This window comes from Vulcanisaeta sp. EB80 (genome assembly GCF_002078205.2).
Map to the genome: position 1 here is coordinate 18,674 of NZ_LCWN02000004.1, position 18,726 is coordinate 37,399.

Below are 18,726 nucleotides of genomic sequence, written 5' to 3' on the forward strand. Positions count from 1 at the left end.
CACCTGGACCCACAACATGGCGACTTGGAATCAATAAAGTTCAGGGGCTAGGACCCTATTTCTTAACAACCCTAGGTATTAAGCCAGCCCTCATCGCGTGGTCCACGAGAACAATAGCCGTCATGGCCTCCGCAGCAACTAAGGCTTTCGGCGCTGTAGATACGTCATAACGTCCCTTAAACACTATGGTTGTCTCCTCCATCTTGCTTAGGTCAACAGTCCTCTGGGGCTTCCTAATGCTTGGCGTTGGCTTAAAGGCCACCCTAAACCTAATTGGTTCACCAACGCTCATGCCACCCAATAAACCACCAACCCTATTCGTCTCAAGCCTTGGCCTGCCACCCCTAAGCACTATCTGGTCATTAGCCTCACTACCCCTCATCCTAGCCAACCTAAAGCCTAACCCGAACTCGACACCCACGACAGTACCTATCGAAAACACCGCCTTCGCTAGATCTGCCTTAAGCTTATCGAAAACAGGCTCACCCAGGCCAGGTGGCACCTCGGTGGTTAATACCTCACCTATGCCGCCGACGCTATCACCCTCGGTGGCTGTCTTAATGAGCAGGTCGACAGCCCTCTTAACGGCCTCATCATCAATCATTGGAAGCGGCTTCTCCCAAGCCTTAACAACATCCTCAAAGGTATAATCATCCCTATTAATCGAGACACCACCCAACTCAACCAGGTGGCTGCTAACCTCAACACCAATGGTTTGCCTAAGCACAGCCTTAGCAATGGCGCCAGCAGCAATCCTAGCCGCAGTCTCCCTACCGCTAGCCCTACCGCCACCCCTATGGTCATAGAACCTACCAAACTTTAGGTACCAGGCTAGGTCAGCATGGCTCGGCCTAGGCTTCATCCAAAGCTCCTCATAATAATCCGAGATAGCCCTCTTATTCCAAATGACTATGGCTATAGGCGTACCCTCAGTAAACCCATCCTTTATGCCAGAGAGTATTTGGAATTCCTCATCCTCACACCTAGGGTTGAGGACAGGTATGTGGCAAAACCTCCTCCTATTAAGCTCCCTCCTAACATCCTCCTCACTAACAGCCACACCAGCAGGCACACCATCAACCACAACACCAATGGCAACACCATGACTTTCGCCGAACGTAACTATCCTAAACAAAACACCAATACTACTCATCAAGACCAAAACTATTGAGGTAAATATAAGCATTAAATAATTTATAAACCCAAAATAACAAACCATGGAGATGAACCACTGCACCAATAAAGAGAGGGGTTTCGCCAAAGCCGTTATCCACGGGGAAAATTTAAAAATCATAATAGTAAGGATAAGGTAGCGGCCGTCGTCTAGGCTGGTCTAGGATGGCGAGGGTGCCCAATCCCCCATATGCCCCCCGAGCCGCAGAACCCGGGTTCAAATCCCGGCGGCCGCACCAAGACGTTGTAATGCTTATTCTCTGCTTTGCATGCATGTGCTCAGCGTTGTCTTGGTGTGCTGTTGTAAGGGCATTATGGTTGGGCCTGTCAATGCGGCTACGGCTTTATCTAGTACTTGTGATGTCCGTGATCATTGGTGGTTAATTGACTATACTTAGGTCTTCTGTATTGGTATGGCCTTAATGCGTTCACTGTATTGCTTTCCGTAATCCTTCTCAATCATGGCGTACTTTCATGGTTTCGCTTATTTCTATTTCTAGAAACTAGAGTGTTAGCGTTCTGTGGTAGAACGTAATTTTGACGTGGCTTAAAACAATATTGTAGGGTTTTGGCTGTTTAACCTTGCTCTGTTTTGTTCATTAGTTGCATTAATTGGTTGAATAGTTGTTGGTTGAATGTGAGGGAGTAGCTTATGAGGGTTTCGTTGGTGATGGTTACTGTGGTGGCGGATAGTGAGGGTTGGGTTGGCACTGCGTATGTGTATTCGATTAAGCTGGCAATTACACCATTACCTAATATGCAAATTGTCGCGTTAGTAGTTATGACACTCCAGGGTGGCCCTATGATTGTTCCGTTGGGTGGCGAGATTGTTATTGATGGTTCTATTGCCATTATCTTTGATACGAAGCAGTACGTGGTTTTGCCATTCCATGAGCCTTCGCCAACGTACGTGGCATTACTCAGTAATTCCTTGGTTATATAGAAGGGGAAGCGATACCTTGTGTAGTTGTTATAGGGTATGCAGTACTTAATAATCCCACTACTAGGTGCGTATGCAATTAATACTTGGCATAGTTTATCGTCAGATAACCAATAGGCATTTATAACGCTTGAGCTCACGCTTTTTCCATTTATAAAGGATATCCCCGTGCTATTTGCTACCGTGGCATTGAGTGCTGGTGATCTTGATATTATGACGACACCGCTGGATTGCACAACCCTTGGTGTTGACGAGCCTGGAGGGTATGTCTTAACTATGCTTGATATATCGTATGTACCAGTGAAATTATTACTCAATAATAGTTTCCTTGCATTTAGGAGGGCTTTCTCTGGGTTATTTTGGTTCATCAATAGGTAGGTGGCGGCAATGGCAATAACCAAAACAATCAGGACCACGGCGATGATTAAGGAAGTCCTCATCGATTTCGTGATGTTATGTCTTACTTTTAAAGCTTCTTTTACGTAAATGCTCCTATAAGGAGATAAAGAAGGTTTTAAAGTCATTGATTTTAGTCTAGGTAAATATGAATGATCAGGCGGTAAGGATGAATAACCAGGTTGATAGGTCTCTTGGCACGCTTGGTTTAGTTGGTGCGGTCTTGATATTTATTGCTGCCTGCATATCTGTGTTTATAGTAACGATTCCGGTAGCCATTGTTTTAGGTCTTGCGGGATTATTAAATGGTACTGGTGACCTTTAATAAATTATCAAGGACTTATAATAACCCCGCAATGTATAGACACGCGTTGTATGGATCAATACTGGGTATTGTTGGTATCGTACCCGTGTTCTTTGCCGCTGTATTTCTATTCTCATTCTTAACCATTATTAATTATTCCACTGTGCACCTTCAATCATTAATGGAGATTGTAGGAATTGTTGCTGGTGCTTACGTGGTGAATATTTTTGCGTATAAGTTCCTCAGTAGTGCCTATAGGGGCTAGCCAGGTTGAGTAATATTGATGATTTTAATGATGTCGCAAAATGGTATTGGTACGGTGGGCTCCTAAGCATAGTCATTATAGGTTTCGTATTAATGGCCATAGGATGCATCTATGCGATGCTTGGATTTAGTAGGTTAAGGTTGTGAGGTTTAATTCTTGGTGTCAGTATCTATTGCATATCTATAAGGAAAATATGTAAGAAGTGGTTTCGCAAATACCGTTAGTCTATATTTTGTATTTTGATTAATTGTTGTGAAATAATATTTTATGTATTCGGGGGTATTGTTTATATACTCTTGGGTAGGTGGTCAACAGCCATGGGTGAAGTGGGGTTAAGGAGGGGCGTTGTAACTTTTTGGGAATTGGTGTTTCAATCACTAAGTTTTACTGCACCCGCAGTTGCGGCTTTAGCCACCTTAAGTGGAGCTGTTGCCTTTGCTTATGGCTCTTCCCCATTATCAGTGGTTTTGGCTGCGATTGGTGTTGCATCGGCTGCTTATGCTGTCTATGAGTTCTCACTAAAGGTGGCCTCGAGTGGTGGCTATTATGGGTACATAGAAAGGGGGTTGGGTACAAGGATAGGTACCTGGAGTGGTTTGTTGTACTTACTATATGCTGGTATAGCCGCTACACCATTCATATACTTTGAGACAGCATTGACTATAGAGTACGGTCTTAGTGCAGTTAGTGTAAACCTGCCACAGTGGTCGTGGTTTCCACTTGGAATAGCGGTGGCATTGCTGGCGCTTATTGGGTGGTTAGTGGCAACACTTATTTATTCCTGGATTAAACCAGCCACTGTCAGGCTTGAGGAGGGTGAGGAGTTATGATAGTTATTGATGGTAGGAAGGAGGAGAACCTGCATTATAAGTGGTCACCAAATCTAAGACCCATAGCCAATGTCCGTAGTGGTGATGAGATTTATGTAATCGTGCCTGACTCATCTACATGGCAAATAAAGCCTGATTTCACGACGGAGGATTTAGGTAAGATAGATGGGTCAAAGTTTGATGCTGCTGTTGGGCCAATATTTGTTGATGGTGCGGAGCCCGGTGATGCGTTGATGGTTGAGATTGAGGATATTGAGGTTTCTGATTGGGGTTGGTCGGCGATACTTGGTTTCATAGGGTTACTTAAGGGTAGGTTTAGGGATAGGTTGGTGATCTGGAGCATTAGTAATGGTTATGCAACCACTAGGGGTGATTTCCTTAAGGGCATTAAAGTACCGATTAGGCCGTTCTTGGGGGTAATTGGTACGGCGCCTAGGGAGGGTGAGTTTGGGATGATTCCACCGCAGTACTTTGGTGGTAATATGGATAATAAGCTTCATGGGAAGGGTGCCAGGGTCTACCTACCCGTCAATGTCAAGGGTGCACTACTCTCTATTGCCGATCCACATGCATCTCAGGGTGATGGTGAGGTCACAGGGACAGCGATAGAGACCCAGGCTAATGTTAGGCTTAGGGTGGAGGTTGTGAAGGGGCTTAACATACGTAGACCGTTCACAATAGCCCCAACCTATGAGGAGGGCGAGGTCATAGCCGCAATGGGTATCTCCAACGATCTATACGAGGCGGCTAGGCAAGCTATTGAGGACATGTTGGCGTTGCTAGGTAGGTTCTATGGGTTAAGCCCTGAGGAGGGTTACGTATTGAGTAGTGTCGTGGGTAATCTAAGGATTTCGGAGATTGTTGATGAGCCGAACTTCGTAGTTACTCTCTCAATACCAAAGAGAGTACTGCCTCAATAATCGGTTAATCAGCAACACTGCATTTAAATTATGGGCTACAATCCCGCTGGTAATGAGGGTTTTGGAGGTAACCCGTGACGACATACCCAAGGACTTCATAATCCTAATCCCAATAGGTTCTATAGAGCAACACGGCCCTCACCTTCCATTAGGTACTGACTCTATAATCGCCGAGTATGTAGCTGGTGAGGTTGAGCGCAGGTTTTCCGGTAAAGTTTTACTGTACCCTACGATCACCGTTGGTTCCTCCATGGAGCACGTCGGCTTTAAGGGTGTCACCTGGGTTCGTTTTGAGAGCCTAGTTCACTATTTGCTAGATCTCGTAGAGAGTACATCAGCTTGGGGTGCTGGGGGTGTGGTGTTTGTTAATGGTCATGGTGGTAATGTTGATGCATTGAACATCGTTGTTAAGTCCTGGAACTACAACCATGATAAGCCGAGGGCCCTTCATTATTACATTTACAATCCACGGGTTACTAACTTCATGAAGAGGTTCTTTCCATCCTTTGGTCATGCTGATGCTGTTGAGACTTCGATAATTGCCTCAATAAGTAAGGACTTGGTTAGGTGGGATAGAGTAGTGGATGTTGAGGTTAGTGGTAACATTAATGTGGTTAGGGCAATCGATGTTAGTTCTACGGGTATTATCGGCACCTTAAGGAGGGACTTGATCAAACCTGAGTTTGGAGCTGAGCTGCTAAGGTTCATCATTGATGATTTAATTAATCAATTAAGGATTTACTACCCAACCCTTGAATCAACCCCAGGCTAGTTAAAGTCGGATTAAACGCATTATCCCCTTCAACAATTACACCCAATAACACCCCTTAAACAACCACTCAATAAATACCAGTGCCTTACCTGGGATTATTGATGGTGGATTTAATCGAGAAGTTCCTGAGGACGTTCGCCAGGAGAGGTAGATCAATAATTCTAGCCTATGACCACGGCATTGAGCATGGCCCTGCCGACTTCATGGATAACCCTGACTCTGCCGATCCAGGGTACATACTTAAACTAGCCAGAGAGGCTGGGTTTGATGGCGTGGTTTTCCAGAGGGGTGTTGCCGAGAAGTACTATGACGGTAGTGTACCGTTAATACTAAAGCTGAATGGAAAGACCGGCCTGTATAATGGCGAGCCAATTTCCGTGGCCAACTGTAGTGTTGAGGAGGCCATTAGCCTAGGTGCCAGTGCGGTGGGTTACACAATATACCCAGGCAGTGGTTATGAGTGGAGAATGTTCGAGGAGTTACGCACGATAAAGAGGGATGCGTTGAGGTTCGACATACCACTCATTATCTGGTCATACCCAAGAGGTGGCAAGGTTACAAACGAGACGGCACCCGAAGTCGTAGCCTACGCAGCTAGGATAGCACTTGAGGTTGGTGCGGATGCTATGAAGATAAAGTATACGGGTGATCCAAAGACTTTCTCTTGGGCAGTCAAGGTTGCTGGGAAGGTTCCAGTCCTCATGTCGGGCGGCCCAAAGACTAGGACTGAGGAGGAGTTCCTCAGGCAGGTCTATGGTGCAATCGAGGCTGGCGCCTTGGGTATAGCCGTTGGTCGTAATGTTTGGCAGAGGAGGGATGCTTTGAAGTTCGCAAGGGTCCTCTCGGAGATTGTCTATGGCAACAAGAAGGTCGTGGAGGTTCTGGGTGGTCAATCATGAGGATAGGCATCCTAACGGGTGGTGGTGACGCACCTGGGCTCAATATTGCCGTGTACACGCTCACGAAATTGGTAGAGAAGAGGCACGAGGTTTACGCAATACTTCATGGCTGGAGGGGTATTCTGAATAGGGAAATTAGGCGAGTATCCTCTCGGGATTTACTTGACTTCGCGTTCACAGGTGGTACTTACATTAAAACATCTAGAACTAACCCATTTAAGGATGAAGCTAGAGCGGAACAATTCGCCAAAGCCATTAAGGAGCTGGGCCTTGACGTAATTGTGGCTATCGGCGGTGATGACACATTATCCGTAGCTGCTGAGGCACAAACCAGGGGTTTGGTCAACACCGTTGGTATACCGAAGACCATCGACAACGACGTGTACGGCACCGACTACACGATAGGTTTCGATACGGCGGTTAACGAGGCCATTAGGGTTACGGAATCCTTTAAGACTACGTTAATATCCCATGAAAGGGTTGGTGTTGTTGAGGTCATGGGTAGGGAGGCCGGTTGGATTGCGCTGTTCACGGGTTTAGCTACAATGGCCGATTTCGTCCTCATACCTGAGAAGTCTGTTTCATGGGATGCTGTGGTCAAGAGGATTAAGGAGACTTATGATAATAAGAGGTGGGCATTAATTGTTGTTTCGGAGGGGATTAAGGAGTACGAAGGCCCTAAGGACGAGTTCGGGCACTCAAGACTTGGTGGTGTAGGTAATGAATTGGCAAACTACATAGAGAAGACCACTGGTTTTGAGGCTAGGGCTGTCATACCTGGGCACATAATCAGAGGTTCGGCACCCACGGCCTTTGATAGGATTTTAGCTGTAAGGTTCGCTACCGAGGCCTATGGCGCCATTGAGGAGGGCGATTACGGCAAAATGGTTGCCTATAAAGGCGGTGATATTACTAGGATACCAATAACGGAGGTGCTGGGCAGGAATAGGCTCGTTAGTGGTTACTGGCTTAGGCTCTACGAAACCTTCTGGGGCATTTAAACTACGTTTAAACTATGCCCTGGCTCTTCATCATGATGTACGTCCTTAGATATTCCGCGTGGCTCCACAGTAATGGCGTGACCGACGTCGGCAAACCCCTAAATGGGTCGACCTGCTCGGGTAGGAGGTTTGTGGGGGTCTTCACCCTATTAACCCACGCCATCAACTCCTTAGCTTTAGTAATATCACCCCTCGCTATGTAGTATTGCGCCACCCACAGGGTTGTTATTATCCATGGGTTACCTGGTATGTTACTGTAATCACCTGGAACCCTTTGATAGTAATCACCCTCATAACGTGCAACACCACCTATTGGCTTAACCCAGAGCCTATTCATAATAACCTTAACACTACTCTCCAGCATGGGTTCCCAAGCGTCGAAAACACCAAAAAGGAAGACGCCCATTATGCTGGCATCCACCGTTCTATCAACCTCAACGATTTTTCCATCATCAACCTTAACGTACCTATAGAAAACACCACGTTCCTTATCGAATAAGTAATTCCTAATTGCCTCACGCACTTCCATAGCAGCCGCCTCCCACTTACTCGCACTTTCATACTCACCGAGGACCTTAGCCAGGTTGCTTGCGGCAAGCAATCCCGCGTATACGGAGGCTGCGGTGTACGTATGGACACCGAGTCTCTCCTCCCATAGATCGTATGATTCCAGGGGTAGTTTCAGTTTCTCATCTCTAAAATTAACCATGAAATTGGCGGCTCTCGTTATGACATCATACACCTCCCTAAGCAGGTCATAATCCCTAGTCCTCCTAAAGTAATGCCAAAAGGCGTATATCACGGTTGCAGTCTCGTCCTCCTGTATATTGAGCGACTTCCTACTCCTAACCGTGAATGGGTGCCACGTCGAACCCCAGGTACCACTTGGATTGTATTTCTGAAATAGGAATCCCTCACCGCTGAATAGCTTGAATACCAAACTGTAGAACTTCTTCGTGAATGTGAAGTAACCAGCTATGTCGAGCGCCATTGTTACGAATGCCGCATCCCTAGGCCATAGGTAACCATACGTGTCCAGGTTAAACTTTATTATTGATGTATCCAGTGATGCGGGTATTGACCCATTAGCGCCAACATGCCCGAGGAGAACCACAATGCTTTGGGCCGCTAGTTTGTCATCAGCGAACTCGGATGCCACATTACCCCAGTAATTGATTGATCTAACGAAGTACGTCTCCAACCTCTTCCTATCCCTAAGATCAATAATCAACCTTAAAACCCTATCATAACTATCACCAGCAACAATGAAGTAGTAAAACTCGGGGCTGGCTATGGATATTGCGGAAGCCACGGAACCCTGGGCTATCGGATTCTTACTCAAAATCCCGTCCTCACAATCAGGAAGTACAACATTCAAATCCCTCCTACCCGTTGTATACTCATACAATGGGTTTGTGGACGCCATACCAAACCATGTGGCACCTTTGTAATGAAATACTGCATCGAGTGATGGATCGTAAAATGCCGTATCCCCAACCTCATAACCATCAAGCCTAAAGTCGTGGTAAAATATGACCCTCACAAAACCAGGACCCCTAATCAACACGTGCTTAACGAGTGCTGGTTGTGGTATGAGAACGGTGTCCTCCATCGTTATATCAAGGCCATCCCATTGAGCATGGAGTACAGCCTTGGAACCATCAAGGAGTATTTCTTTATTTCCTATGTTTTCGAGCCACGAGAATTTGCCATCATGCCAAATACCAATCTTGAACTTACCACCGAATGAGTGGTGGTGATGTTGACCAAGCAATGGGTAGTAAAGATCTCTTATGTAATAATTCTCATCATACAATACAGCGAAACTACCATTACTAAGGAATACTAATCTCACGGGTTTAGGTAGTGATGCTTATGATATATAAGTGTTATGTAGCGATTCTATCCCTGTCTATGTACCAGTAGGTCTTATTTCCAACATCACTTATAACAACACCCAACTTACCTAGCTCACTCCTAATCTCATCAGCCAAGTCGAACATCTTCCTAGTTCTCAACTGCGATCTAATACTTATCAGGGTGTTCACCAACGATATCAATGATGGGGGTATTTTCGTCCTATTGAGTAGACCAAGTATACCTGCCAAGTCACTGAATGCCGTTAATGTCTGCGTTAACGCACCCTTGGAGTAATTCTGGGCGTTGTAAATTAGGGTGGATGTTATGTACTTGGCAAACTCTATTATAGATGCCACGGCACCGCTGGTGTTTACGTCATTGTTGAGTGAGGACTCGAAGGACTCAATATAACCATTGACCCTACTTATCAACTCCTCATCTTTAGAACCAGCCTCCGGCGCCTCGTTTATTGCCTCGAGCAATTCGTCATAGGCCGCGTAGAGACTCATTAATGTATTTCTAACCTGATCCAGCGAATCCGGGTCGAAATCCATAGGCTTCCTGTAATGGGTCATTGCGTAGTAGAGCCTAAGGACCTCCCCGTCGTATTTCCTGAGCACGTCCATTATTGGTATTATGTTGCCCAGAGACTTGCTCATCTTCTGTCCCTTGATCGTCACCAAGCCCACGTGAATCCAATACCTCGCGAAGTAATCAATGCCGAAGTACACCCTGGCTATTGCGACCTCATTCTCGTGGTGTGGGAATATTAGGTCCTGGCCGCCACCATGTATATCGAACGGGACGCCCAGGTACTTACTGGACATGACCACGCACTCCAAATGCCAGCCAGGCCTACCTGGGCTCCACGGGCTATTCCACCACGGCTCGCCCTCACTCCATGATTTCCACAGGGCAAAATCAAGTGGGTTCCTCTTACCTGGTTCGGGTTCGACCCTAGCCCCCGCAATTAAGTCCTCTATCTTTTGTCCAGAGAATTCGCCGTATCTAGGCACCTTAGTTATGTCGAAGTACACAGAGCCATCGGGGCTTACGTACGCTAGACCCCTATTGACTAATTCCTGTATCCACTTCATCATGTCGCCTATGTTCTCGGTAACCCTTGGGTAGGCATAGGCCCTCTTTATGTAGAGCCTATCCATGGCGTCGAAGAACTCCTTAATGTATCTGCTCGGTACATCATACCACCTATTAACCATGTCCGAACCAAACTCCTGCCTAGCCCTGTTTATTATCTTATCATCAATGTCCGTGAAGTTGGTTACAAACCTAACCTCAAGACCCAGGTACTCGAGGTACCTCCTAAATATGTCGTAGAACACGAAGGTCCTTGCATGACCAACATGCATTGAGTCATAAGGTGTCAAGCCACATACGTAAATCCTAACGAGCCCAGGTCTTAGGAGGGTTATTCTCTCCATTCTCTTTGATGCTGTATTGTAGACGGTTATTGGTAAGTCCTTGGAGTTCGCGTAGGCGCCCTTGGTTGGCAAATAATAATCACCGAATACGAATAACTGGGAAATTAATAAGTGTTACGAGTTTAACTAAGGAAAGCTTATTTTTATGGGCTGTAATGCTCTAGTTAATGGCTGCTGAGGCCATAACGATATTACTGGCGCTTAAGAGGCATGGTAGGATGGGTAGGTACTCCCTAAGCTCCATAACGGGCATCGGCGAGGGTGTGGTTAGGAGGGTGCTAAATGAGTTGAGGGAGCAGGGCGCCATTAGGGTCATGAAGGGTGGGGCCGAGTTAACGAGCAGGGGCGAGGAGATTCTTTCGGCAATGCTAAGCAATGCCGGTATAGTTATAATAAACGAGGATGAGGAGTTCGCAAAGGTGTTCAATTGTGGTTGTAAGAGATGCTACGCGTTAGTGACCAGGAGGAGTTTTGATGAGAGCGATGTTGTGAGACTTAGGGATATCGCGATAAAGAATGGTGCAGATGCCGTACTATTCCTAAGATACGATTGTTCGCAAAACAAATTCCTAATTCTAAGGCTTGGGACATATTTTGAGGATATGTATAAGGACCTTGGCGAGAGACTTCGTGGATTAGTAATGAACATAAAATGCGATGATTCTGTTATGATAGTGTGCGGCTCGACAAACTATCAGTTAATCAAATCAATTATGGGTGTACTAGGTAATGTACTCTAAAGTATTAATAATTTAATGGTAATAATTACGCCTTAGCAACAAGCTTCTGCGACTCGTACTGCCTAGCCAAATTCTCTATCGCATCAACCAACTCCTTCTCGTAATCAACGAGTTTTTGGTAATCCTCATTCTTGATCTCCATCCTAAGCCTAGGCAATCTCTTCACCAAATCAAGCTCCCTAAGCGCCGCTGCAGGCACTCCACGGTTTATTGCATCAAGGCCCTTCCTGTAGAACGTAATCATCAACCTAAGCAACCAATACTGCTTAGGCGGTAAAGACTTAACATCAACTGGGTGGTAAGCATCCTGCTTCAGGAAACCCTCCCTAATTAGGAATGCCGCATTGAGTAAATGCTTCTCCTGCTCACTCAGGGCCTCGGTACCCAGTATCCTAACAACCTCCTGAAGCTCAGCCTCCCTGGTCAATATCCTAACCGCCTCATCCCTAATATCCTTCCAGTCAGTATTAACACTCTTCTGGTACCACTCAGCCACCGTATCCACATACCTACTGAACCCCATCAACCAATTAATCGCTGGATAATGCCTTGAATAGGCGAGCTTAGCATCCAGTGGCCAAAACGCACCCACAAACCTCAGCGTGTGGCTTGTTACGGGTTCCGTGAAGTCACCACCCGGCGGACTGACTGAGGCAGCTATGGTTACGGAGCCGAGCCTACCCTCCTTACCGAGCGTTACAACCCTACCAGATCTCTCGTAGAACTCGGCCAACCTAGTCGGTAGGTATGCCGGGAACCCCTCTTCACTAGGCATCTCACCGATTCTAAGTGCGACCTCCCTCATAGCCTCAGCCCACCTACTCGTTGAATCAGCCATTAGGAATGCATCATATCCCTGGTCCCTGAAGTACTCGGCAATCGTAACGCCCATGTATATACTTGCCTCCCTGGCTGCCACGGGCATGTTTGACGTGTTCACAATTATCGTCGTCCTCTCCATCAACGGCCTACCAGTCGTAGGATCAATAAGCTTGAGTAATCCCTGCAATGCATCCGCTGCCTCATTACCACGCTCACCGCACAGGACTGGTATTACGTACCTGGCCTGGCTGTACATAGCCAGGGTCCTTATCGTTACTGTCTTACCTGAGCCGAAGGGCCCAGGTATTGCTGCGGCGCCGCCTATGGCTATTGGGAATAATGTGTCAATAACCCTAATGCCGGTTATTAGAGGTTCAATTGGTGGTAGCTTCTCCCTGAAGGGTCTTGGTCTCCTGACTGGCCATTTGTGCCACATCTTTACCTGCACTATTCCTTCATCGGTCTCTACCTCAGCGATTACATCATTTAATGTATACTCCCCCTCAGGTGCTATGTACTTTAATGTACCCTTCTTGTACAGTGGTGGGTATAATATCCTGTGCTCAATTAGTGGCGTCTCCGGGACAACACCGAGTAGGTCCCCAGGTGCGACCTCATCGCCAACCTTTGCCTTCGGTATCCATTTCCAAGGCTTCTTGAAGTCCAGTGGTGGTGTTCTCTCGTAATTAATGCCCCTGGCGACGAACGGCCTCTGCGTTAGTTCAAAAATATTCCTCAGGGGTCTTTGCACACCATCATAGACCTGGTTAATGATGCCAGGGCCCAACCAAGCGCTCAGTGGCTCTCCAGTCCTAACCACAGGCTCTCCAGGCTTTAGGCCCGTTGTTTCCTCATAGACTTGTATGAATGCCATGTCACCCTGAATCCTCACAACCTCACCAAAAAGCCCTAATTCACCTACGAAGACTAATTCATAAAGCAATGCACCAGGTAGTTCCGCCTTAACAACTGGTCCGCTGATGTACACTATCCTACCCTTCCCTACTGACACGAAAAGCCACTGTGTATTTGCATATTTAAAATTAATTCTACGTAAACACCCCCAACCCTGAAATGACTGGATCAAAAGCTAATCCCAATAATCCACAATCAATTTATCAATTAATTAATGACCCTAAGCCTCACTCTTTAAGGTGGCGGCTATGTGCGTTAGTAATGTCTTTATTTGGTGCTCCATGAGACTTAGCCTTGAGTCTAGTGTTGCGTCGACCTTTATTGATCCATCACTGGAGCTAACTATGACGCCCAGGAGATCTTTATCCGTAGTGTTTACTGTTGCATCTAGGTTGAGTTCTGAAATTATCTCGTTAACCATATCCTCATCTGCCTTGCTTGCTGTTATAACGAGTTGCTTCGATTCTATTATGGATGTTGCCCAAAGTATCGAATTCCTAAGGAATTTCTTATAATCATTGGTGCCTCTCATGGAGCTAAGCCTCTCCCTAACCTTACTAACAACCTCTGCGTATGCACTCTCAATAACACTGAGTCTCTCCCTCTTAGCATTCATGGTCTCATTATAGAGCCTATACTCCCTGTCCATGTTGATCTCCTTCTCGATATTCTCAAGCGTGTCTGCGTACTTATCAATGACGGCCTTAACGCCATCCATCAATTCAGCCTCAGCCTTCAATCTCAGGTTATTACTCCATTCCTCAATCTCACTGCTGAGGCGGTTCACAATGCCATTAATTAGCCGTTCAGTTAGTTCTTGATCAGACACGAGAGCTAGGGATTACTACACAACTTTAAAACTTTGCTTCTCCTCACAACCTCGGTTCCATCCAACGGCTTGGGCCTAGGATCCTGGTAATATAAATCTAACCTCACTGCTTCTTCATAGAGAATGACTTCCCAGTTTTTCTCAATTTACGACCACTTATTAAGTATGTGCAATTACCAATATCTACATAGAACCAGCAATCCTCCTTTATCACGGTCTTTATGGAGCCCGTTAATGTCAACACCTTAACCGTATTCGCAGTTTCCTCGATTACTATACCGTGAATCCCGTTGAGGGACTCATTTCTGCATTTAGTGGTTGTTATAGTCCTCCCAAAGACGTTAAAGTCTTTGTTATTAATTGCCATAACTGCCTTATTATGAAACTACGTGTTAAACCTAGATTATGAGTATTGTTAATTAATAATTACCTAGAGGCTTTACTCCTCGCCTCCTCGTTCATTATGGTTAATATCCTGGCTATGGCTCTCCTAACGGTCCTAACCCTACCTGGGTTTTCGAGAGTTCCCCTGGCCCTTTGGGATTGCAACTTAAGTAACTCCTTCCTAAGATCATCCAGTAACCTAGCCCTATCCTCAGGCTTCATGTTCCTAATTGTTTTTGCATTAAGTCTCTGTCTGCTCGCCACCCTCACCACCTCCCTCACTCACTCACTTGCTGTGCCTGCACCTCAGCCGCGGCCTCCCTGCCAGGTGGTTTAATCCTATACTCATCACTGAAGCGTACTGGTGGTGTTATCCTGACCTCAATGCCGTAGAGACCAGGTTTGAGGAGTACCTGCCCGACGAACCTCTGAACCTTTGTTCTCGAATCGTAACCGTTCTTATATACGATTCCATAGACATACTTCTCAAACCTGGATCTTTCACTGGTTAGTTTGCCGCTTATTGTTATCTCGGCACCCTTGGCACCACCATCCATTATCTGCCTTATGGCTATCATACCAGCCCTCCTGAACTTAACGCCCTTCGTCATCGCCCACGCTATCCTGTTCGCAATTATCTTAGGATTAAGCTCTGGGCTTTGTATCGGTGTGACATCGATTATTGGATTATCAACACCAAGCTTCTTACTTAGTAGGTCTGTCAGTTCCTTCACGATGACACCCTTCCTACCAATTATCCAATTCGGTCTCTCTGCGTATATGATAATCCTAGTACCTAGTGGTGTCTTTAGGACGTCTGAGTCAACATAGCCCTGCTTAGACAATCTGTAGTTTAGGAACTCCTTAATCATCCACTCCTTAATCTTATCCTGAATTATCTTCTTATATACAGGTATCCTAGCCTGCCTCTGTGATTGGCTCATTCAGGAACCAAAAACCAATGCCCTTATTAAATTTTTAGTACATACCCGTTCCCTAGGCTGGTTCGAACCCGACAATATCGATCAATGAACCCCTCCTCTCATTCGCAGGCCTAAACACGGGCTTAACCTTAAGCCCCACCCTCACGTTGCTAGGATCTACATTGATTAGATAATGCACGAGACCTCCAGTAATTCCTGGAAACTCTATAAAGCCTATTATCACGGGCTTCGGTAACCTATTGCCGTAGGAATCTTCGTAAACTACCGTGTATGACCTAACAATACCCAATGGCGCTATCTCCACAAGGTCCTTTATCTCTGCGAAGTCATATTGGCAAAAGGCCTTTGGCGGTATCATAACCCTACCGCACACAGGGCATTTGCCAGCTAATAATTTACCTGCCCTTAGGCCTTCGAGGAATTTGGTGCCTATGGGGCCAGCTGTGTATCTATAACCCTGTTCTATTGTATGTAACCAATGCCTTACGTCCTTGTTTATATTCAACTTCTCGAATGACATTCCCATCACCTCGCAGGTTCGAAGCACTCAATATCGAGTATAGACCCAGTCCTTTTATCGGCAGGCTTCCACCTGGCCCTAACTCTCATGCCAAAGACCTTCATTGACTTAACATCCTCGGGATCAACACATAGGTAATGCATTATACCTGGAAATCTATGCTCACCAAACTCCTTCCCTGGAGCACTCAATTTAATGACACCAACAACCCTAGGCTCCTTAAGGGGCTCCCTAGTGGCACTAATATAACTAATGACTGCAGTCACGACAACACCCTCATCCTTAACCTCGATCCAACCATCCACAGGCCTGAAGCAATATGGGCAGTACATCTTCGGAGGCACAAATACATGACCACACCGATTACAGTAAGTACCATATATCTTCCCATTCTTAAGTCCCTCAAGAAACCTTGAATATGCTGTGCCCGCAGTTACGTTGTACTGAAACGGTCTTGTCCACTCCTCATAAGGGTAATTCTTTACCTCACTCTCCTTAATGGGTGTTCCTCCAACCATAGTTTAATGATAATCCCTTAGCAATTTAAAAATTACCTCCTATCCTCACAATTATTTTCAATTCCTAAGGCATCCTACACAACAATCCTCTCCAAGGCGCGTTTCATTAAAGATTACTAATCACTAATCATGCTTCTATTATCATAATTAAAATTAAAAATAACCGGTTTAGTGCAAGTACTGAGATGATGAGTAGGCATTTGACTGAGTGAATGAGTGAGCGCTGGAACTCCTGATCACTGGTGTAATTCGGATTACCAGACCGTCCTTATTTGAGAAGACCAATATTAACTGATTGTATGAATACCATACTTAACTTTCGAAGTTTCTACATGTCTTTCTTAAGCGTGTTCTTTACGTACTCCTCTGCATCGTTTCTTAGGTCTACAATGCTTATGGGTAGCTTCTGTTTATCAACTCCCCTCACCATGACTAGGGTGGCTATTATGCCAGCGATCTTGCTTGCATTACCCCCAACTCTGGCCTTAATGAAGGGGGTAAGTATTTTCAGCTCTTCATTAAGTTCCACAACATCCAAATTCCTCAGAAAGCCATTACTCCTTAGGTAATTAGTGAACCATGAGTATACTAGATTGAGCACAACCCCCCTAGCTACCCCATACTTCGTACCAACATCGTTAGCTATACCGTATGGATCTAAGAAAAATACTACGGCGTTCATGGGTAAGCCCCTATTAATCACATTCAATATACATGCCACCTTACCCCTCATCTCCCTGGTCACGTCTATAGTCGTTGGGTAACACCTAAGGAATATCTCCGAATATGCCGTGTCGATACCCTGCTGTGTGGCACTTACGTAACCAATAACGCCAAGGTCCCACCTAACCATCGATAATCCTACCACTCTACTCATTACAGAGGTTATGTGTTGCGGTATTATTTAAAAAGGCGAGTTTGTTGTGGTTGGCGGGTATGAGTGCGGCTAGGGCATTGACTAAGGTTGTTGTTTGTCCATTATGTAATTACATGGGGGATGACGTTAACAAGGTAGTTGAGGCTATAACAAAAGCCACACCACAACCCAGGCTTAAATGCCCAAAATGCGGTGCTGAGGTTGATGCCAACACTTTCGTTACCCACCTACGCAGGCATGGACGTATTGGTGGCAAGACCATAACCTGCGATATATGCGGTGCCAAGGTTAATGGCGAGGGCGCCTTCCTAAGGCACCTCAAGGAGCACCTGGTAGTTGCTGTTAGGAAGGGTGGCATGGATGTGTATTACTGCCTGGTGTGCGGTGCGGAGTTCATAACCAGGAACTCAGCCATCACACACCTCCTCAAGAGGCATAGTCTTGAGTGATTCCTCGTGGATTTACTGTGGGATTTAGCCGTAACACTATTGATAATATGGCCTCCCTATGTTGCCAACGCGACGCCGGTGGTTGCGAGTAAGATATTTAGGAGGAGGACGCCCATAGACTTCGGTAGGAATCTCCTCGATGGTAGGAGAATTTTCGGTGATGGTAAGACCTATGAAGGGTTCGTAACAGGGTTACTTGCTGGGTTCCTAATTGGTGAACTTACGTACATCATTGTGACAAGCGCAATCAAGGTCGCCTGGGAATTACCGAAACCATCAACGGTCTTTGTAATGTGCACGGCGGCTCTTCTTGGAGATTTACTTGGTGCCTTCATTAAGAGGAGACTTGGGTTACCCCGTGGTGCCCCCGCACCATTGCTTGATCAACTTGATTTCCTACTTGCAGCACTTCTCGCGCTATGGCTTATTCAGCCCCAAGTCCTGCGTTGGGTGTATGTGGTGATGGCGGTAATAATTACGCCACCAATACACCTACTAACAAACACTATAGCCTACTTACTCAGGCTGAAGAAGGAGCCCTGGTAAAGTACGGCAGAATACCTCGCCCTGCATATTGCATCACCGCGTGAAATCAAATTTTTAAGTCTGCATTGCATCATCCCTACGTGCGTGCAGTAGTAATTGGTGATGAGCACACGGTGTACACATTCAAGCTCCTTGGATTTGAGGGTAGGGTGGTTAATGAGGGCGATAACGTCATCTCAATAATTAGGGAGTTGAGTGTGGAGGAGGATGTCGGCGCTATACTCGTAACGAGTGAATTAGCTGATAAGGCTAGGGAGGATTTTGATAAGCTTAGGATGAAGATGAGGAAACCAATGCTCATTGAAATACCCTCATTGAGGGAGGCGAAGCTTAAGGAGGTTAATTACCTGGCAATCCTGAGGAGCGTCCTGGGAATATGA

24 protein-coding genes and 1 tRNA gene are annotated in these 18,726 nt (G+C 46.0%); 13 read left to right on the forward strand and 12 right to left on the reverse strand.

What is annotated here, in order from left to right; all coding sequences use genetic code 11:
• Window positions 1-55 precede the first annotated feature (55 nt).
• Window positions 56-1,153, reverse strand: a complete 1,098-nt coding sequence (gene aroC, locus B7L70_RS01520; RefSeq protein WP_081226140.1) for a chorismate synthase — start codon at window positions 1,151-1,153, stop codon at window positions 56-58.
• Between the two features lie 159 nt (window positions 1,154-1,312).
• Between aroC and B7L70_RS01525 the strand changes: the two genes are divergently transcribed.
• Window positions 1,313-1,412 (forward strand) — tRNA-Gly (locus B7L70_RS01525).
• Window positions 1,413-1,749: 337 nt separating this feature from the next.
• On the opposite strand, the gene B7L70_RS01530 is transcribed toward B7L70_RS01525, so the two are convergent.
• On the reverse strand, window positions 1,750-2,553 hold the full coding sequence (locus B7L70_RS01530; RefSeq protein WP_081226141.1) for a hypothetical protein: 804 nt from the start codon (window positions 2,551-2,553) through the stop codon (window positions 1,750-1,752).
• Window positions 2,554-2,657: 104 nt separating this feature from the next.
• On the opposite strand from B7L70_RS01530, the gene B7L70_RS13155 reads away from it, so the two are divergent.
• The 8 genes from B7L70_RS13155 to B7L70_RS01560 all read left to right on the forward strand — a co-directional run bounded on the left by B7L70_RS13155 (window position 2,658) and on the right by B7L70_RS01560 (window position 7,500).
• Window positions 2,658-2,834, forward strand: coding sequence for a hypothetical protein (locus tag B7L70_RS13155; RefSeq protein ID WP_162009065.1), 177 nt, complete (start codon window positions 2,658-2,660; stop codon window positions 2,832-2,834).
• 31 nt (window positions 2,835-2,865) lie between these two features.
• Window positions 2,866-3,078 (forward strand): hypothetical protein, encoded by a 213-nt coding sequence (locus tag B7L70_RS14060; RefSeq protein ID WP_255408821.1) that lies wholly within the window; start codon window positions 2,866-2,868, stop codon window positions 3,076-3,078.
• 5 nt (window positions 3,079-3,083) lie between these two features.
• A complete protein-coding gene (locus B7L70_RS14065; RefSeq protein WP_143701487.1) occupies window positions 3,084-3,224 on the forward strand; it encodes a DUF996 domain-containing protein in 141 nt (46 codons plus the stop codon).
• Between the two features lie 171 nt (window positions 3,225-3,395).
• On the forward strand, window positions 3,396-3,908 hold the full coding sequence (locus B7L70_RS01540; RefSeq protein WP_238376031.1) for a hypothetical protein: 513 nt from the start codon (window positions 3,396-3,398) through the stop codon (window positions 3,906-3,908).
• A complete protein-coding gene (locus tag B7L70_RS01545; RefSeq protein WP_081226143.1) occupies window positions 3,905-4,828 on the forward strand; it encodes an acetamidase/formamidase family protein in 924 nt (307 codons plus the stop codon). Before B7L70_RS01540 ends, B7L70_RS01545 begins: the two co-directional genes overlap by 4 nt.
• A gap of 52 nt (window positions 4,829-4,880) precedes the next feature.
• Window positions 4,881-5,600, forward strand: coding sequence for a creatininase family protein (locus tag B7L70_RS01550; RefSeq protein WP_081226144.1), 720 nt, complete (start codon window positions 4,881-4,883; stop codon window positions 5,598-5,600).
• 101 nt (window positions 5,601-5,701) lie between these two features.
• A complete protein-coding gene (locus B7L70_RS01555) occupies window positions 5,702-6,499 on the forward strand; it encodes an aldolase (protein ID WP_081226145.1) in 798 nt (265 codons plus the stop codon).
• Window positions 6,496-7,500: an ATP-dependent 6-phosphofructokinase gene (locus B7L70_RS01560; RefSeq protein WP_081226146.1), complete on the forward strand. Its 1,005-nt coding sequence runs from the start codon at window positions 6,496-6,498 to the stop codon at window positions 7,498-7,500. Before B7L70_RS01555 ends, B7L70_RS01560 begins: the two co-directional genes overlap by 4 nt.
• 7 nt (window positions 7,501-7,507) lie before the next feature.
• Here the strand turns inward: B7L70_RS01560 and B7L70_RS01565 are convergent, their stop codons facing one another.
• Both B7L70_RS01565 and cysS read right to left on the reverse strand, forming a co-directional pair.
• Window positions 7,508-9,355, reverse strand: a complete 1,848-nt coding sequence (locus B7L70_RS01565) for a glycoside hydrolase family 15 protein (RefSeq protein ID WP_081226147.1) — start codon at window positions 9,353-9,355, stop codon at window positions 7,508-7,510.
• Window positions 9,356-9,389: 34 nt separating this feature from the next.
• The gene (gene cysS / locus B7L70_RS01570) at window positions 9,390-10,874 is read right to left on the reverse strand and encodes a cysteine--tRNA ligase (protein WP_255408822.1); all 1,485 of its coding nucleotides are present in this window, start codon (window positions 10,872-10,874) and stop codon (window positions 9,390-9,392) included.
• A gap of 95 nt (window positions 10,875-10,969) precedes the next feature.
• Between cysS and B7L70_RS01575 the strand changes: the two genes are divergently transcribed.
• The gene (locus B7L70_RS01575) at window positions 10,970-11,542 is read left to right on the forward strand and encodes a hypothetical protein (RefSeq protein ID WP_081226149.1); all 573 of its coding nucleotides are present in this window, start codon (window positions 10,970-10,972) and stop codon (window positions 11,540-11,542) included.
• 25 nt (window positions 11,543-11,567) lie between these two features.
• On the opposite strand, the gene B7L70_RS01580 is transcribed toward B7L70_RS01575, so the two are convergent.
• The 8 genes from B7L70_RS01580 to B7L70_RS01615 form a co-directional block, all read right to left on the reverse strand.
• Window positions 11,568-13,376, reverse strand: coding sequence for a V-type ATP synthase subunit A (locus tag B7L70_RS01580; RefSeq protein ID WP_081226150.1), 1,809 nt, complete (start codon window positions 13,374-13,376; stop codon window positions 11,568-11,570).
• A gap of 123 nt (window positions 13,377-13,499) precedes the next feature.
• Window positions 13,500-14,108: a V-type ATP synthase subunit E gene (locus B7L70_RS01585; RefSeq protein WP_081226151.1), complete on the reverse strand. Its 609-nt coding sequence runs from the start codon at window positions 14,106-14,108 to the stop codon at window positions 13,500-13,502.
• A gap of 103 nt (window positions 14,109-14,211) precedes the next feature.
• Window positions 14,212-14,475, reverse strand: a complete 264-nt coding sequence (locus tag B7L70_RS01590; RefSeq protein WP_081226152.1) for a ribonuclease P protein subunit — start codon at window positions 14,473-14,475, stop codon at window positions 14,212-14,214.
• Between the two features lie 59 nt (window positions 14,476-14,534).
• Window positions 14,535-14,756 carry a 50S ribosomal protein L29 gene (gene rpmC, locus B7L70_RS01595; RefSeq protein WP_081226183.1) on the reverse strand — a complete coding sequence of 74 codons (222 nt, stop codon included), beginning with the start codon at window positions 14,754-14,756 and terminating at the stop codon, window positions 14,535-14,537.
• 14 nt (window positions 14,757-14,770) lie between these two features.
• Window positions 14,771-15,436: a 30S ribosomal protein S3 gene (locus B7L70_RS01600; protein WP_081226153.1), complete on the reverse strand. Its 666-nt coding sequence runs from the start codon at window positions 15,434-15,436 to the stop codon at window positions 14,771-14,773.
• Between the two features lie 52 nt (window positions 15,437-15,488).
• The gene (locus B7L70_RS01605; protein WP_081226184.1) at window positions 15,489-15,956 is read right to left on the reverse strand and encodes a Zn-ribbon domain-containing OB-fold protein; all 468 of its coding nucleotides are present in this window, start codon (window positions 15,954-15,956) and stop codon (window positions 15,489-15,491) included.
• Window positions 15,957-15,961: 5 nt separating this feature from the next.
• The gene (locus tag B7L70_RS01610; RefSeq protein ID WP_081226154.1) at window positions 15,962-16,474 is read right to left on the reverse strand and encodes a Zn-ribbon domain-containing OB-fold protein; all 513 of its coding nucleotides are present in this window, start codon (window positions 16,472-16,474) and stop codon (window positions 15,962-15,964) included.
• Between the two features lie 328 nt (window positions 16,475-16,802).
• A complete protein-coding gene (locus B7L70_RS01615; RefSeq protein WP_081226155.1) occupies window positions 16,803-17,351 on the reverse strand; it encodes a hypothetical protein in 549 nt (182 codons plus the stop codon).
• A 59-nt stretch (window positions 17,352-17,410) separates the two neighbouring features.
• Here B7L70_RS01615 and B7L70_RS01620 point away from each other — a divergent pair, with 59 nt between their 5' ends.
• The 3 genes from B7L70_RS01620 to B7L70_RS01630 all read left to right on the forward strand — a co-directional run bounded on the left by B7L70_RS01620 (window position 17,411) and on the right by B7L70_RS01630 (window position 18,726).
• On the forward strand, window positions 17,411-17,800 hold the full coding sequence (locus tag B7L70_RS01620; protein ID WP_081226156.1) for a hypothetical protein: 390 nt from the start codon (window positions 17,411-17,413) through the stop codon (window positions 17,798-17,800).
• Window positions 17,801-17,806: 6 nt separating this feature from the next.
• Complete coding sequence (locus tag B7L70_RS01625; RefSeq protein ID WP_081226157.1) at window positions 17,807-18,346, forward strand: CDP-2,3-bis-(O-geranylgeranyl)-sn-glycerol synthase; 540 nt, start codon at window positions 17,807-17,809, stop codon at window positions 18,344-18,346.
• A gap of 80 nt (window positions 18,347-18,426) precedes the next feature.
• Complete coding sequence (locus B7L70_RS01630; RefSeq protein WP_081226158.1) at window positions 18,427-18,726, forward strand: V-type ATP synthase subunit F; 300 nt, start codon at window positions 18,427-18,429, stop codon at window positions 18,724-18,726.

What these genes read in the sequence shown, in the direction of transcription:
- B7L70_RS01555 (WP_081226145.1), top strand. Translation starts at nt 5,702, where the DNA reads ATGGTGGATTTAATCGAGAAGTTCCTGAGGACGTTCGCCAGGAGAGGT.
- B7L70_RS01540 (WP_238376031.1), top strand. Translation starts at nt 3,396, where the DNA reads ATGGGTGAAGTGGGGTTAAGGAGGGGCGTTGTAACTTTTTGGGAATTG.
- B7L70_RS01600 (WP_081226153.1), bottom strand. Translation starts at nt 15,436, where the DNA reads ATGAGCCAATCACAGAGGCAGGCTAGGATACCTGTATATAAGAAGATA.
- B7L70_RS01615 (WP_081226155.1), bottom strand. Translation starts at nt 17,351, where the DNA reads ATGAGTAGAGTGGTAGGATTATCGATGGTTAGGTGGGACCTTGGCGTT.
- B7L70_RS01575 (WP_081226149.1), top strand. Translation starts at nt 10,970, where the DNA reads ATGGCTGCTGAGGCCATAACGATATTACTGGCGCTTAAGAGGCATGGT.
- B7L70_RS01610 (WP_081226154.1), bottom strand. Translation starts at nt 16,474, where the DNA reads ATGGTTGGAGGAACACCCATTAAGGAGAGTGAGGTAAAGAATTACCCT.
- B7L70_RS13155 (WP_162009065.1), top strand. Translation starts at nt 2,658, where the DNA reads ATGAATGATCAGGCGGTAAGGATGAATAACCAGGTTGATAGGTCTCTT.
- B7L70_RS01550 (WP_081226144.1), top strand. Translation starts at nt 4,881, where the DNA reads ATGAGGGTTTTGGAGGTAACCCGTGACGACATACCCAAGGACTTCATA.
- B7L70_RS01530 (WP_081226141.1), bottom strand. Translation starts at nt 2,553, where the DNA reads ATGAGGACTTCCTTAATCATCGCCGTGGTCCTGATTGTTTTGGTTATT.
- B7L70_RS01620 (WP_081226156.1), top strand. Translation starts at nt 17,411, where the DNA reads ATGAGTGCGGCTAGGGCATTGACTAAGGTTGTTGTTTGTCCATTATGT.
- B7L70_RS01545 (WP_081226143.1), top strand. Translation starts at nt 3,905, where the DNA reads ATGATAGTTATTGATGGTAGGAAGGAGGAGAACCTGCATTATAAGTGG.
- B7L70_RS01605 (WP_081226184.1), bottom strand. Translation starts at nt 15,956, where the DNA reads ATGTCATTCGAGAAGTTGAATATAAACAAGGACGTAAGGCATTGGTTA.
- B7L70_RS01590 (WP_081226152.1), bottom strand. Translation starts at nt 14,475, where the DNA reads ATGGCAATTAATAACAAAGACTTTAACGTCTTTGGGAGGACTATAACA.
- B7L70_RS01560 (WP_081226146.1), top strand. Translation starts at nt 6,496, where the DNA reads ATGAGGATAGGCATCCTAACGGGTGGTGGTGACGCACCTGGGCTCAAT.
- aroC (WP_081226140.1), bottom strand. Translation starts at nt 1,153, where the DNA reads ATGAGTAGTATTGGTGTTTTGTTTAGGATAGTTACGTTCGGCGAAAGT.
- B7L70_RS14060 (WP_255408821.1), top strand. Translation starts at nt 2,866, where the DNA reads ATGTATAGACACGCGTTGTATGGATCAATACTGGGTATTGTTGGTATC.